The organism is Pseudobutyrivibrio sp. UC1225, from assembly GCF_900115215.1.
Lineage (GTDB): Bacteria > Bacillota > Clostridia > Lachnospirales > Lachnospiraceae > Pseudobutyrivibrio.
The window spans coordinates 1-15,492 of the sequence record NZ_FOVQ01000024.1 but is presented as its reverse complement, the minus strand read 5'-3'; the positions used below and the strand labels follow the sequence as shown (position 1 = coordinate 15,492).

The following is a 15,492-nucleotide window of genomic DNA, read 5'->3' as shown; positions in this document are numbered from 1 at the left end:
GGCAGCGTAAATTTGTACTCGGAAATCACAGAAAAGACTATCCCTGTGTTTTATGATAAGAATTAGATTTGTTATAATCTTACTCTTTTTCTCTTTTAAAAGGAAGCCCTGCTTCGCAGGCCTCTAATTAAGTGCACAAAGCGTACTTTACTGTACGACAAATAATCCTTCGTTTGCTTGTTGATATTTTATCTGCCTTGAAATGGGTGTCAAGGACTTCAGCCTTCGGTGCGTAGCATCCTTGACTCCCATTTCTGGGCAGATACACTGTAAATCAAGCAAATGAAAGATTAGGTTTGTGCGAAGCACGTTTATTAAAGGCAACACCGTCAGGTGTTGTTTCCTTCTAAAACCAACTTCTTATATAGTAATAATCATGATTTTTATTGATTTCATCTTCCAAATATTTAGGCAAAGCTGAATGAAAGCACTCTATGTATTTTCCATACTCCTTATCAGAAAAGGTACGATCTCTTTTATTGGCTGTTACCATCTTTGTAGCAGATATTTCTAATTCTTCTGTGCCAGCTGCTTTAGAAAGTACTTCCTTTTGATACCTTGCTAATTCAAGCATGTTTCCTGAATTATACGTATATTCTCTGAATCTAGCCATTTGAGATGCTCCATGATGACTCCATCCTAACGGGTCTGTACTCATTCTAGATGACAACACATGGTAAACATGCCCCTCAGTACTACTTCCAACCACATTTTCTAATCTAGATAGTCTTATTTTTGCAGCCGACCAGTTTTTAAGGATGTAATCTGAACTAGATTTTATTCTATTCACATCCGACTCAGATTTTGCGTAATCCAAAAGTCTTTCTACAAGTCTGTTGAAATCATCTTTTGTAGCCTGCCGTATTGTTTTTCTTATTTCTCTTTGCGCATCCCAAGATGTATCTAACATATGGCTTGTCATCTTAAAAATGTACTTACTAAGATGAAATTCATCTAGGACATATTTAACCCCAGCTATGTGATTTAGTCCTTCCTTAATCCAGCTACCTCCGTCTGCGTTAAGATATATTTTCTCTAAACACTCTGTATCATAAAAGTTTTCTATATATTCAAAAACTTCCTTCCATAGTTCTTTATTATCTTGCTCTGTCCCTCTACAAAAATAATGAGTTCCTATCAAGCAATTACGTTTGCTTCCTGGAGCTTCAGGTTCAATCCCTTCATAAACATATATGATTTTATTTATCGCCCCATTATTCTTTCGTCCCATGGAATTTACAACTAAATCCCCCTTAGTCTCTTTAAACTGAAGAGCGTAATGATCTTCATCTGCATCTATGTACAAGTACTTTACTTTTTTCTTTTCCCTAGGAATTTCCAGCTTGGGAAATCTGGTTTTATGTAGTAGTTCTTTTACAGCCTCCTTACTTATGGCATCTTCACTACAAATACTTTGACCTGCTCTACGGTAAGAAGTCTGAGTTGCTTCTTCATAAACTTTTGCAATTGCATCCACACTTAGGTGCTGATTCTCTGTTAGACCAAGAGCTTTATCCAACAGGTAACACATAACCTCTTTACCGTCTTCAGTTTTGAGATCTTTAGAAGTAAATAACGTCTTGGTGTAATTTATCGTTCCTAAAGATGTAATAAGAGACTTATTATCATGTGTTTCAACCACCCAATGTTTCTTTCTTTTATCACTTTCACGTATAAGTTGATCCATTTCCTCAAGTGTCTCTTCAATAAAAATACGGCCTAGTTTCCTTACCTCACTTTCAACATTTAGTATAAACTCAGCTAAATCTTTTGGGTTTTGATATAACTCTTTTTGTATTTCTAAAAATCTTTGAATGCACACTTCTCCAAAATACTGTATACTCTTTTGCATAAAAGAACATCCTCCCTTGATAAAGTTTTTTTCGCAAACCATAACCTTATCACAAGAAGGATGTTCTTTTTGTATTTATTCTATTTTTTCCGACTAAAAGTTTACTCTAGCTTATATTTTGAATCAGGTTCATCAGTGCCTATAATTGCGTCTGCCTGCAAATCCTCAGCCATAGCTGCTTCCCTTTGTGTGTTGACCACTGCAATCACAGGAATCTTTGCAAAGCCTTCTCTTTTCTTTAAATACTTGAGGACGAAAACACCAGATCCTGTTCCTGCATTTACCTCCAGCATTATTATTTTTATTCCATCACGATATCTGGAGATATTTCGAATTACCTCATCATCATTTGTAGCATGGATAATATCAAATCTATCCCCTTCACCCTCAAAGAGACTATTAACACCTTCATTTATCTCTGAAGCCATCAACACCAAAATATCCTTCTCTTTTGGTTCATCCACATACACCCAGGTAGTACAGCAATTCTTTCCCAAAATTTTCGATTTATAAAGAGCGTCATCTGCCATTGAAAAAATGGCCTTCCAATCGCTCTCCCCCTTGCATATAACAGCTCCGATGCTGGCTGTCACTATATGATTAACGCCTATATCAAGATCACTGATATACATTTGGAGAGCTTTACATCTATTGGTGAGAATATTTATATCGCCCATTCTTGGCATGAGTACCACAAACTCATCTCCACCATACCTTCCCACAAGGTCATAAGCTCTGAAATTTTCAATCAAAAGCTGTCCCACCTTTTCAAGTAGTATATCGCCTGTACTATGTCCTAAATTATCATTGACCAATTTAAAATCATCCAAATCAATTATGCACATGGCACAGAATTCATCTGATGTCTTTCTATGAAAGTAGTTATCGATTCTTTCAATCAATGCATTTTTATTCAGTACATGCGTCAGCTTATCAAGCGAACTAAGCTTTGTTACCTCCTGCATAGCAAGAGCTTCTTTGGCACGCACCTCCAGGATAATGCGGGCTGCAAGAATTGAAACAATGAATGCGGCGATTGAAATATACAAATCCTTCAAAAAGCCTTCATGATCTCTATGAAAATATGACATGATTAGCATGATAGATAATACAACAGACTCCTCAAAAGCATATTTGTATATTCTATCAATAAAAATCATTGGCAGACCAATACAAGCCAGCGGCAGCCACAGAGCCTGACCTGTTGGCGAGTCAAATACATCAATCAGCGCCAAATCTACTCCTAGGAAAAAATAAAAGGTGCAACAAATAGCCGCTGTCTTTGCTGTGCTGATTTCTCCTCTGTGTCTCAAGGTATATAAATTCACAAAAAAGTACACAATCATAAGGGGAATCATGCCACAATGCTCAATAGAAAAGGTAAAATCTTCCAGCAATAATTCTCCTACAATAATCATTCCTACATACACCATGGAGATGTACATGCAGGCTTTCCTAAGCATATGGAGATTATTGTCATCAATAGATGGCAGGCATTCCCGTAGATAGCGCTTTATCGAATCCAGCTCTTCTCTATTAATTTTTGAATATTTTCCAAATAGTCCCATGGCATACACTCTCCTAATTTAATCTATCAAATTATTCGTGTATTTTATTGCCCATAGTGTGAATAAACTATGATTTTTTTCTACATAATTCCTTTTTGGGCTACTATTCAACATCAAATTGATAAACAAACTGTAGGATGGTAAAATTGTTTTAAGATTTTTTCTAAAGAAAGGAAAAAGAATATGAAAACTTCAATCAAGCGAATAGTAACAATTGCCCTTTGCTTTTCTATCGCTCTATCACTTTTTGCCAGCTCAACTCTTAGTGTAGATGCGAAAGCAAAAAAGAAGGCAGCAAAAGCCACTAAAAACATTGTTGTAGTTCTCGATGCAGGCCATGATACCACTCACTTAGGATGTCACTATCAAAACTTTGAAGAAGGTATCGCAAACCTTTACATTGCCTACTATTGCAAGCAGGAGCTTGAGAAATATAATGGAGTAACCGTTTATATGACTCGCTACGGTTTTGACTGTCCTTATGGTGCTAATCCTGATTCTTCAGGAGATTGCCTCACTGGTAGAGTCAACTATGCTAAATCCGTAAATGCGGATGTGCTTATTAGTCTTCATAATGACTATGATCCAGATTTAGATAAGTCTCAAAATGGTTCAAAAGTCATCATTCCTAATCCAAACTACAGACCAGATATCTGTGTAAAGGGCTCTGATTTAGGTAACTCAATCCTCGCTCAGCTTACAGCTACAGGACTTAATGTAAACAATTGGAAGCTCTGCCCTAATGGCACAGGTATTGTTACAAGAGACTCTGAAAGCGGCACTTATCCTGATGGTTCAGCAAAGGATTATTATGCTCTTATAAATAAAGCAAAGACTCTGGGCTTCCCTTGCATTATCGTAGAGCACGCCTTCTGCACAAACGAATCTGATAGAATCAATCATCTTAGCACACCTGAACAATATCAACAGCTTGGAGTAGCCGATGCTACAGGAATAGCTAAGTACTATGGACTTTCTTTAAAATAACTACTTAGATTTTGGGAGAATAGTAAGTTGAAAAAGATTAGCAAAGAACACATCTTTCATGTTATACAGATAGGAAATAAAGGTGATATTGCCAGTAGAGCCTTTGATATTTTCATCACTGTCACAATCCTTTTAAATGTGGCAGTGATGGTTCTTCAAACCTACGAGGAATTCACCCCTATTTTTCCAATTCTTAATGTTATCGCCTTTGTGACCATTCTCATTTTCTGCGTGGAATATGCACTCAGGATATGGACTGCAGATTTATTATATCCGGAGGTATCACGCCAAAAGGCTATAATCAAATTCTTGCTCTCCTTCGACGGTGTTATAGATTTATTTACCATTCTTCCATTTTTCTTTTTATCTGGATTTGTGGCATTTAGAATACTTAGGGTAATAAGAATTTTCCATCTTTTTAGAATTAACGGACAGTATGATTCCTTTGCTGTTATCTTTTCAGTTTTGAAGGAAAAGAGAAATCAGATTACATCTTCTCTTGTAATCCTAATGATTCTTATGCTTGCCAGCTCAATCGGAATTTACTATGCAGAGCACGAAGCACAGCCTAAAGTTTTTAGAAATGCATTTTCTGGAATATGGTGGTCCGTGTCCACTCTTCTTACGGTCGGCTATGGCGACATCTATCCCATCACCACACCAGGCAGAATTATGGCAATCCTCACTGGTTTCCTGGGCGTAGGTGTTGTAGCTATCCCTACTGGTATCTTATCTGCTGGATTCGTGGAACACTATGCAAAAATGAAGCTTATGAACAATTTTGCAAGAGATGAACACATTGATTTGCTTACAATTCATGTCACAGAAGGACATTGCTGGAATGGATTGAAGGTTGAAGAAATCGGTGTGCCTGATCATTATCTTCCTGCAATTATAACTCGTGACGGTGAATCACTGATTCCTGTACAGGATTTGACATTAAAAATCGGCGACACAGTTGTCCTGGCCGCCGAAGCTTATTTCTCACATACTTACTAAAGTATTAATTGCATCTCCAAACTCTTCATCCGTTGAAGTGTACATCAAAACTTTATCAGCTCCCCATTCCTTCGCAATTCGTTCGCCCTCTTGGGATTTAACAACTGCAAGGATTGGGATTCTGTTGAAGCTTTCTCTTTGCTTCATATATTTCATTGTAAGTAATCCAAATTCATTTTCTTCATTTACTTCCAGTAATACTAGCTTAAGCTGTTTATGATACTGGCTTATAACACAAAGCGCATCACTATCACTGGCTGCAGAAAGAATTTCAAACTCTTCCCCTTTAAATTCTTTCAACTTCTTAATTGCTTCCACCCTACCGTCATTAATACTCAGCAGAATAGGTAGCTCATAATTACGCTGTTCAACACTCCATATAGTGCAATTATTTTTGCCACCGATTTTAGATTTATAAAGGGCATCATCTGCCATCATGAACAGTTCGTTGGTATCACGAATACTATTGCTTATAATCGCACCCATACTCATCGTAAATGGTTCGCTATTTCCCAAATTTATTTCAGCAAGAAGCTTCTGAAGTGTCCTGCAACGAGACTGAAGTATTGCCACATCACTCATCTGTGGCATCATTACCACAAATTCATCTCCACCATATCGCCCTGTAATATCATAGGCTCTGAAGCTATCCAGCAATAATCTTCCAACATTTTCCAACAGGATATCACCTGTATTGTGCCCAAGATTATCATTTACAGATTTGAAATCATCCAAATCCAAAACCATCATGGCACAATAATCATCTTCTGCCTTTTGAAGGAAATATGAGTCAATCTTGGATAATAATGCATCCTTGTTAAATACATGTGTGAGCTTATCCAAGGAACTCTCGCCCTTAAGTTCCTTCATAGCTAAAGCTTCTCTGCTTCGCACTTCAAGAACAAGATGGCCAAGGACCATTGATACAGAATACGCACCAAGAACCATATAAACATCTCGCCTAAATAATGCAAATTCTTTGTAATTGTAAGAAAAGGCTGCAAAGGTAATAGCGGCAACCATTTCCTCCCAGCCATACTTATACATTCTGTCTATGTATAACGTTGGATATACAAGTATCAGCATTGGAACAAAATATGCCTGCTTATCCGAATAGACATATGTATCTATTAGGATAAAAATCATTGAAAGCCAAAAGTAAAAGGAACAACAAACTATCCCAGTAGCTTTGGTACTAATAGGACCGTGTCTCATAATGTACAAATTCACACGATACTGGACAACCATCAGTGGGAGCATCAGAACATGAACCCAAGAGATTTTAAAATCTGGCACAAAAACAAGAGCTATTCCTATCATAATCAGATATATGATAGAAATATACATACAGGCGCGACGAAGCATGTATAGATTACCCTCTTTAATGGCTTCCATACATATACTGAAATATTCCCGTATATCTTCGTTTTTATTTTTGTGCCGGGTCACAGCCCTATACACTTTTGACATTACACTTTACCTTTTCTCACTACAATAAATGCACATAGTAACGCTAACTTTAATCTATCAGATTTTTCGTTAGCAATGGTGTGTACAGTGTGAAATTTCTGTGAGAATTAATTCTTGGACAATAAACATACCGTCTCGACTGTTGTTTCGTTGAGCAACCGAATTTCATAATGACATAGAGTGGCTACCTCAGCAATATTCTTTATTCTATAAAAGAGTCAATTCCGGAATTTGTTCATGACTATAATTCTTATTAGGATTATCTTCATCATAATCATATGTTGGAATGAGCAGGTCGTTGTTCTCAACCCTCAATTCATCAAATGCGTAGCCGTCATCATATACAGAAAAAAATATGCCCCGTCCAACTATAAAACTCTCAATATAAGGAGTTCCATTATTGATATGGATATACTGTTGAATTTGAAGGTCATTCCTGCCAAGAACATCAGCGTCTATCAACTCGGAAAGCTTAACTCTGCTTAGACTTATACTCTCTATCAAATCCCTCTTTGAAATCAATTTTTCTTTTTCGTTATTGATTTCCTTAACATAGTCAACCTCTTCCATATACTCGTTAACACTCTGATAACCAGCCATCCTAGCTTCACTCTCAAACATTTTTCCAGCTACAATAAACTTGAGCGGATAGATACTCTTTATCGCTTCTGTGTTATTTCGCAAAGTCTCAACACGAGTTATCTCTATATGCTTAAGCTTTTTCATAACGTCTATGTCAGACGTTATGATAGTATTAAAATCGCTTTCCAGACATCCTTTGCTAATAAGTATACCTTGTCTTCAATCACTATTCTGGTTCTAAACAGACTGATTCTATTCATGAAGTTTCCCCGATTTCTTAGCAAGTTGCTTATCTTCCTTTTGTACTCTTCTTTCCAGTTTTCTAATATCCTCAGAAGGAGGAAGATTCTCCGGTTTGATTCCCCTTTGCCCCAGCATCTCTCTTACTGAAATGTTGTTGTCAACATGTTCAACCGTTATAGCAGACTCCCCTTGTAAATCCTTTTCTTCAACATTGTAATTTGTCATCTCTGTTGCAAGATTTTTGGCGGCTATTGTAAGTGTCGGCAAAAAATCCGCCAACGGTCTTGAGTCCTTGACACCAAGACGTTCTTTCATTTCTTTGGTGGTATATCCTCCAAATAAAGACTGATCACCTTTTGAGCGTATTCTTGCGAACCCGGCATCGTCAACACCACGCTCATAGATATTCTGAGATAGTCGCTTTTCCGACTCCCTAAGCTTGCCACGAGCTTCTGTTCTTTCTATATATGCAATTCGTTCTTCAATAAGTTCCTGCTTTCTTGTTTGCACCGCAAAATAACTCTGCGCGAATGCAATCTGTTCCTTTCGGGGATCTCCATTCTCAGCAATGAGATAGCAGGCATAACGAGTGAGCATATAATCATCAACTTCTCGATTTCCGCCTTTACCGATTTTTATCATTTTGCTGACATCAGCAAAATGATCCGTTACAGTTATCCCATTGTTTTCACAAGAAGTCTTTGCCTTTTCTATGGTCTTCTCAAAATTTCTCCATTGAGCATATTCAAGCAGTTCCATCAACTCTCGTGCATACCAGAATTCAATGCCATTCTCTTCATGCCTGATATCATCAAATCTTTTCTTATACTGTATTATTGCTTTTTTCTCCAAGTCTTTCCCCTCCTGCTACTTCCAACTTTTCCATAATACGAACCCTCATAAGCGGTTCAGTTCCACCGTGGTATGGTTCGTAAGCTCTCACATCATAAAGACTCTTATCAATATTGTCAGAAATACTATATTGAAGATGCCTGAGAACACGTCAAATCTTCGTTGACATTCATAATCTGGATTTATATAATATTACCAATGGTAATATTATAGTGTTACCATTGGTAATTGTCAAGGAGGGTTATTATGAACCATACGAACAATACTCTTATTCCTGAACGCCTCAAATCAGCAAGAGAACGGCTTAACCTTTCCAAAGCTGAAGCTGCAAGGCGGATTGGATTAACGGCAGCATCCTACGTTAGATATGAAGCAGGTGACCGCAAGCCTTCTCCACAAGTCATAATATCGATAGCGGAGAAAATGAATACATCAGTTGCCTATTTATCAGGAGAAACAGATGATATTTCCCCTGATGTAATAAACATTCATAAAAATAGTGATCCTATCTTATTTGAACTGATAAAGAACACTCAAAGCGCAGATGACACTACTTTGCAACGCTTGCTTAGTTATTACCATCAGCTGACCAAAAACGATTAGTTTGTATTATCGTTTTTCTTTATCTGACTCTGCGTCCTTAATCCTATAATAGTCTTCCATATCAAGCGTAAACATGACATGATCCTTTGCATTTCGAAGTCGTTCGAGCAAACAACAGGTTTCTGTATGCATGGTATGACCAAACTGATCGCATACAGTGTACTTCTGAATGTGATAACCACGCTCCTCAAGGTACTTAAGGTCGCGGGCCAGGGTGGCGCTGTCGCAGCTAACATAGACGATTCGGTTAGGCTGCATTTTAACCATTGTTTCAAGTGCTACTGTATCGCATCCCTTGCGTGGTGGATCTACCATGATGACATCTGGATGAGACATCTTTTCGTAGATTTCTGGCAGAACAACTTCTGCCTCTCCACAGTAGAATTCTGCATTGTCTAAACCGTTAAGCTTTGCGTTTGCCTTGGCATTTTCAATAGCCTGTGGAACGACCTCGATTCCAATTACTCTTCCGGCGTGTTTTGCCATTGAAAGTGAGATGGTTCCGATGCCACAGTAAAGATCCCAAACCTCTTCTGTGCCGTGTAAATCTGCATATTCTAAGGCCTTGCTATATAAACGTTCCATCTGGTCATGGTTGACCTGATAGAAGGAATTTGCGCTGATATCAAAAGCGATGGTGTCACCATTTGTAAGAGTTATTGTGTCTCGAATAGCTTCCTTTCCATAGAGCACCTTAGTCTCATAGCCCATGATGACATTATCACGACGTGTGTTTATATTAAGGACTAATGATGCAAGTGAAGGTTCCACATTTCGTATATGCGATATTAAAGAATCCACCGCTGGAAGCTTATCCCCGTTAACAACCACACAAACCATTGTCTCTCCAGTAGCCTTACCTTCTCGGACAAGCACATGGCGAATCAAACCTTTTCCAGTAGCTTCATCGTAGGCGGCTACCTTATTTTCATTCATATAATCGATTACCGCATATACGATATTCATACTCTTCTCAGAGCAAATCTTACAATCATCTGATGGCACAATCCTATGACTTCTGGCGCCATAAAAGCCTGCGATAATCTTTCCATCCTTATCCATTCCAACAGGCACCTGTGCCTTATTTCGGTAGCGAAGTGGATTAGTCATACCAAGGATTGGCTCACGAATAGAATCTACAAAAGCACGGTCATAACCACCAATCTTAACAAGATTATTGGCTACGATATTATCCTTTATCTCCAGCTGCTTTTCATAGGAAACCTGCATAATCTGGCAGCCACCACATTGCTTTGCATTAGGGCAGGCTGGCTGAACACGATATGAACTAGCCTCCACAACTTCCTTCAATGCTGCAAAGCAATAGGTCTTTTTCACCTTTGTGATAATTACATCACACACATCTCCTACAACTGCGTCTTTGACAAAAATGGTCACACCATCAGTGTGACCAATTCCAGCCCCTTCAAGGGACATATCTTCTATTGTTAATCTTACAATATCGTTTTTATTCATTAATTCTTTCCTGTTCTACGGATGTTTGAATCAAGCAGTCGATTAAATCCCTGCCATGTCAAATTGTTCTCCTCAACATTCTCAAGAGCCTCGTAGATAGTCTCGAGCTTTGCATCGATGTTATCAGCAAATGAAAGTGCGATGGCCTCTGCAATAGCTGGCTTCTTAGGCGAACCGAACTCGAGCTCGCCGTGATGTGAAAGGATACAGTGGATAAGCTCTTTACGCTTTACAGCTGGGAATCCTTCGATTTCATCGATGGCTCTGTCTACCATTGTAGCGCCAACATAGATGTGACCGAGAAGCTGTCCCTCATCTGTGTAATCGTTACGTGGGAACTCTGAAAGCTCCTTTACCTTTCCAATATCATGGAAGATAGCGGCTGTAATAAGTAAATCTCTATCCAGGAATGGATACTGTCTGCTGAAATAATCGCAGTTTGTAGCAACTGAAAGAGTGTGCTCTAAAAGACCACCAGTGAAGCCGTGATGAACAGACTTTGCAGCTGAGTGAGCCTTGAATTCCTCGATAAATTCTTTATCATCAACAAAATATTTCTTAAGTAATGCCTTCATGTATGGAGACTTGATGGAATTGATGAGCGCTGTCAAATCATTCCACATCACCCCAACGTCCTTCTTGCTGGCTGGGATATAATCTGCAATGTCAAACTCTCCCTCATTAGCCTTGCGAAGGCGCTTTATATTAAACTGTAATGCACCATTCCAGCTGGTAATATCACCTGTAACTGTGATGAAATCCAACTCGTCAAAATCGCTGATGCCTTCGGAATCAACATCCCAAATCTTTGCATCGATAGTGCCTGTCTTATCGCATAATGTAAGTGACTCGAAAGCCTTTCCTGTCTTTGAGATGCCCTGAGTCTTCTTTTTGCACAGGTATGTCTCTGTGCCTCTGTCTCCCTCTCTGAGGGTGTTAATGTACTTCATGTATATCTCCAATCTAAGCTCCAAAGGAGCCGCGCAGCATAAGCTGCAATTTAGCTTCTTTAATTATAAGGGATAGGGTCAGTAGAATCAATGACAAGACTATGAGCGAAAATATAAATTATTTCATTTAATTTTAATCGTTTTCGCACATTTTCTATGTTAGGATTTTTATAAAAGGAGAGGTACTATGACAAAGATTTTATTTCCTCAGGTGAATGGCCTGCTCCATGGTGGAGACTACAACCCAGAGCAGTGGCTTGACCGACCTGACATTCTAGAAAAAGATATTCAACTCATGAAGGAAGCTGGCATAAACACCGTTACTATGGGTGTATTCTCATGGGCAGTTCATGAACCTACAGAAGGGAATATCAGCTTCGACTGGCTTGCTGCCATCATGGATAAACTATACGAAAACGGAATTTATACAGTACTTGCAACACCTACAGGAGCAAGACCAGCATGGCTTGATGAAAAATATCCATCAGCCATGAGATGTGATGAGCGCGGTGTTAGAAATCATCACGGCGTACGTCATAATCACTGCATGCAGTCACCTGAATTCAGGGAAAAGGTTCGCATCATGGACACTGCACTTGCTCAGAAATTTGCAAATCATCCAGGTCTTTTAATGTGGCACATTTCAAATGAGCTTAGCGGATACTGCTACTGTGATACCTGCCGCAAGAAATTCCAGGAATGGCTGGCTGACCGCTACGACCATGATATTAATAAGCTCAACAAAGCATGGTGGACCACCTTCTGGTCTCACACCTTTAACAGCTTTGACCAGATTGATCCACCTTACGCTAACGGAGAAAACTGCGTCCTTGGTTTGAATCTTGACTGGAAGAGATTTACTACCTGGTCAGCTACAGATTTCATGCGCTTTGAAATCGATACTCTTAGGGCAGCAGGTGCCAAAGAACCTACTACTACCAACTTCATGGAAATGTTCTATGATTATGACTACTGGTATATGAGCCAGTTTATAGATGTAATCAGCTGGGATAATTACCCTGAGATACATAACAACTGGCAGTCCGATTCTGCTCATCTTTTAGAACGCAGCTTTAACCACGCTTTATTTAGAAGCCTAAAACCTGAGCAGCCATTTATGATGATGGAATCTGCTCCTGGATTGGTAAACTGGAGACCATATAACAAATATCGTCGTCCTGGCATCCATAAGCTTATTTCCATGCAGGCTGTTGCCGCTGGTTCTGATACTGTTCAGTATTTCCAGATCAGAAAGAGTCGCGGCTCCTCTGAACAGTGGCACGGAGCTGTCATCGACCACATTGGAACAAACGATACAAGAATATTTAAGGAAGTAGCCTCACTTGGCGCAGATTTACAAAAGCTTTCTGAGGTTACTGGTTCTGTTTCTGACAACAAAGTGGCTATTGTTTTCGACTGGGATAACCGTTGGGCTATAGATGATGCTTGGGCTCTTGCCAACGAAACTAAGAAATTCGATGAAACCTGCATGAACATCTACAACGAATTTATGCATCTAGGAATTGAGCCTGATATTGTTTCCTCGGACAGTGACTGGAGCAAATATAATATTATTTGTGCACCAATGCTCTATGTTCTTCACGATGGAATTGGTCAGAAAATTTCAGATTTTGTCAGTGCTGGTGGTGAATTTATGGCTACATATTTCACTGGATACGTTAATAAGGATTTGCTTGCTAATCTTGGTGGTTTCCCTGGTGATGACCTTGATAAAGTATTCGGTCTTCGCTCTGAAGAAATCGACACTCTCTATCCAGAAGACAAGATTACTATCAAGATTCATGATAAAGCAAATCGCAGTTATCATTCAATAGCTGTTCATGATTATCAGGAGATGCTCAGGGATGTATCAGCTGATATATTAGCCCGTTATGAAAATGATTACCTTGAAGGCTTACCTGCTATTACCTGCAATAAATACGGAAAAGGCCACGCATATTATGTTGCCTGCCGTACTGACCAGCACGATATTGAATTCATTTATAGAGAGATGCTGACACATGCAAATATCGCATTTACGAAGTTGCCTGAAGGCATTGAAAAGCATAGTAGACTTTCAGAAGATGCCCGCTATGATTTCTATCTTAACTGCACAGAAGATGAGAAAACTATTAGTGATATCTCCGGCATAGATTTGCTTACAGGAGATGAAATATCTGGAGATTTAACCCTTACCAAATACCAGGTTGCAGTAATTAAAAATTCCTAAAAAAAGGTATGAGCGAGGCTTTTATGCAATGTCATTAAGTTAAGATGACTCAATTAAGATCTCTATACCAGAAATGGTATAGGGGTCTTCTTTTTTATAAACATATGTTGACATAACAAGAGAAATATGTGGCCGCTTTCGCTACTGATGTTTTTAAGGTAGCGAAAGCGGCCCTTGTAATTAAGGAAAAAACTTGATTGCAAGGAGGTCGCATATGAAACCAAAGAATGTAAAAAAACTTTTATTTTCTGCAATTGAATCTACTACCGAAAACTATACTGGCTATGTTAATAACACACAAATAGACTTTACAAGAAACCGAAAACTTTCATTTTCAACAATTATCAAAGCTATCATTGGAATGGGAAGTAAGAGCATCACAAATGAGCTAATAGATTTATTTCCGGATGTTGAATCTTTACCATCTGCATCTGCTTTTGTTCAGCAACGTCAAAAAATAAAAACAGACGCTTTTAAGAGTATTTTTAATGATTTTACTTCAAAGTTGATAAATATAACTGATGATTTAGTTGTACTTGCTGTAGATGGTTCTGATATTCAAATACCAACTAATCCAGATGATAAAAGTTCTTTTCATCCTGGTTCCAATGGACAAAAGCCATACAATCTTTTACATTTAAACGCTCTCTACAATCTAGAGAATCATCTGTATACTGATGCTATCATTCAAGGAAAGATGAATACCAACGAACATTCTGCATTACAGGAAATGGTAGATAATTCTTCAATTAACAGAGCATTAGTAATAGCTGATAGAGGCTATGAATCTTATAACAATATGGCACATATACAGGAAAAAGGTTGGTTTTTCCTAATTCGAATAAAAGATGGAACTACTGGTATAAAAAATGGTTTGGATTTACCTGATATACCAGAGTTTGATGTAGACATAAATCTAAAGCTTACACGTAAACAAACAAAAGAAATGAAGAATTTATTTCTGACAGATAGAAATCACTACAAATTAATCCCACATTCAACGCCTTTTGATTATCTACCCCTAAAACTAAAAAAAGCTGATGAGGTGAAGTTTTTTGAACTTAACTTTAGGATTGTAAGATTCAAAATTACCGAAGATTCTTATGAAACAATACTTACAAATCTGGAAAAAACAGAATATTCCCCTGAAAGATTAAAAGTTCTATATGAATCTCGCTGGGGAATAGAAACTTCATTTAGAGATTTAAAATATACGATTGGGATGCTGAATTTTCACTCAAAAAAGGTGATGTGTGTCCAACAGGAAATCTATGCACATCTCATAATGTACAACTTTGCAGAAATGATTACCTCGCACGTAGTCATTGATAAAAAGCAAAGAAAATATACATACAAAGCCAACTTTTCAGTAGCTGCTCATGTGTGTAGACTATTTTTCCTCGAAAAAACAACATCACCCAATTTAGAAACCATAATTGCAAGAAATACTATTCCTATTAGACCTGGAAGGCACCGTGATAGAACCCTTACAGTAAGAGTATTTCGTGGTTTCCTATATAGAGTAGCATAAAAAAATGAAAAGTTAAAAATGCTATTTAAGCAGATTGATAATCTGTCTTATTATTATGCCCAAAAATGAAAAAACAAGATTGAAGCTCGATACTTCAATCTTGTTTTCTTCATTTTAGCCTCCACCGCAATGTTAACTTAATGACATTG

General features: G+C 38.1%; 12 protein-coding genes. 5 read left to right on the top strand and 7 right to left on the bottom strand.

Translation table 11 applies throughout. The features are described 5' to 3' along the window. Positions 1–346: 346 nt before the first annotated feature. Both BMZ41_RS15245 and BMZ41_RS15240 read right to left on the bottom strand, forming a co-directional pair. Positions 347–1,852 carry an ISLre2 family transposase gene (locus tag BMZ41_RS15245; RefSeq protein WP_090529447.1) on the bottom strand — a complete coding sequence of 502 codons (1,506 nt, stop codon included), beginning with the start codon at positions 1,850–1,852 and terminating at the stop codon, positions 347–349. A gap of 101 nt (positions 1,853–1,953) precedes the next feature. Next, positions 1,954–3,420, bottom strand: a complete 1,467-nt coding sequence (locus BMZ41_RS15240; RefSeq protein ID WP_090531264.1) for a GGDEF domain-containing protein — start codon at positions 3,418–3,420, stop codon at positions 1,954–1,956. 183 nt (positions 3,421–3,603) lie between these two features. On the opposite strand from BMZ41_RS15240, the gene BMZ41_RS15235 reads away from it, so the two are divergent. Both BMZ41_RS15235 and BMZ41_RS15230 read left to right on the top strand, forming a co-directional pair. Further along, positions 3,604–4,407, top strand: coding sequence for an N-acetylmuramoyl-L-alanine amidase (locus tag BMZ41_RS15235; protein ID WP_090169146.1), 804 nt, complete (start codon positions 3,604–3,606; stop codon positions 4,405–4,407). Between the two features lie 27 nt (positions 4,408–4,434). After that, on the top strand, positions 4,435–5,406 hold the full coding sequence (locus BMZ41_RS15230) for an ion transporter (RefSeq protein WP_090531262.1): 972 nt from the start codon (positions 4,435–4,437) through the stop codon (positions 5,404–5,406). On the opposite strand, the gene BMZ41_RS15225 is transcribed toward BMZ41_RS15230, so the two are convergent. The 3 genes from BMZ41_RS15225 to dinD all read right to left on the bottom strand — a co-directional run bounded on the left by BMZ41_RS15225 (position 5,392) and on the right by dinD (position 8,553). Beyond that, the gene (locus tag BMZ41_RS15225; protein ID WP_177184262.1) at positions 5,392–6,801 is read right to left on the bottom strand and encodes a GGDEF domain-containing protein; all 1,410 of its coding nucleotides are present in this window, start codon (positions 6,799–6,801) and stop codon (positions 5,392–5,394) included. The two genes, BMZ41_RS15230 and BMZ41_RS15225, sit on opposite strands and share 15 nt — an antisense overlap. 282 nt (positions 6,802–7,083) lie before the next feature. Beyond that, a complete protein-coding gene (locus BMZ41_RS15220; protein ID WP_090531257.1) occupies positions 7,084–7,602 on the bottom strand; it encodes a hypothetical protein in 519 nt (172 codons plus the stop codon). 108 nt (positions 7,603–7,710) lie between these two features. Next, the gene (dinD, locus tag BMZ41_RS15215; RefSeq protein ID WP_090531255.1) at positions 7,711–8,553 is read right to left on the bottom strand and encodes a DNA damage-inducible protein D; all 843 of its coding nucleotides are present in this window, start codon (positions 8,551–8,553) and stop codon (positions 7,711–7,713) included. Between the two features lie 246 nt (positions 8,554–8,799). Here dinD and BMZ41_RS15210 point away from each other — a divergent pair, with 246 nt between their 5' ends. Continuing rightward, positions 8,800–9,156 carry a helix-turn-helix domain-containing protein gene (locus BMZ41_RS15210; RefSeq protein ID WP_090531253.1) on the top strand — a complete coding sequence of 119 codons (357 nt, stop codon included), beginning with the start codon at positions 8,800–8,802 and terminating at the stop codon, positions 9,154–9,156. A gap of 6 nt (positions 9,157–9,162) precedes the next feature. Here the strand turns inward: BMZ41_RS15210 and rlmD are convergent, their stop codons facing one another. Together rlmD and BMZ41_RS15200 are read right to left on the bottom strand one after the other, a co-directional pair. After that, on the bottom strand, positions 9,163–10,632 hold the full coding sequence (rlmD, locus tag BMZ41_RS15205; RefSeq protein ID WP_242942082.1) for a 23S rRNA (uracil(1939)-C(5))-methyltransferase RlmD: 1,470 nt from the start codon (positions 10,630–10,632) through the stop codon (positions 9,163–9,165). Further along, a complete protein-coding gene (locus tag BMZ41_RS15200; RefSeq protein WP_090169134.1) occupies positions 10,632–11,582 on the bottom strand; it encodes a 3'-5' exoribonuclease YhaM family protein in 951 nt (316 codons plus the stop codon). Before BMZ41_RS15200 ends, rlmD begins: the two co-directional genes overlap by 1 nt. Before the next feature lie 187 nt (positions 11,583–11,769). Here BMZ41_RS15200 and BMZ41_RS15195 point away from each other — a divergent pair, with 187 nt between their 5' ends. Next, entirely contained in the window at positions 11,770–13,812 is a 2,043-nt protein-coding gene (locus BMZ41_RS15195; protein WP_090169131.1) for a beta-galactosidase, read from the top strand. A 214-nt stretch (positions 13,813–14,026) separates the two neighbouring features. Next, positions 14,027–15,343 (top strand): IS4 family transposase, encoded by a 1,317-nt coding sequence (locus BMZ41_RS15190; RefSeq protein ID WP_090530129.1) that lies wholly within the window; start codon positions 14,027–14,029, stop codon positions 15,341–15,343. The last annotated feature ends 149 nt before the right edge of the window (positions 15,344–15,492 follow it).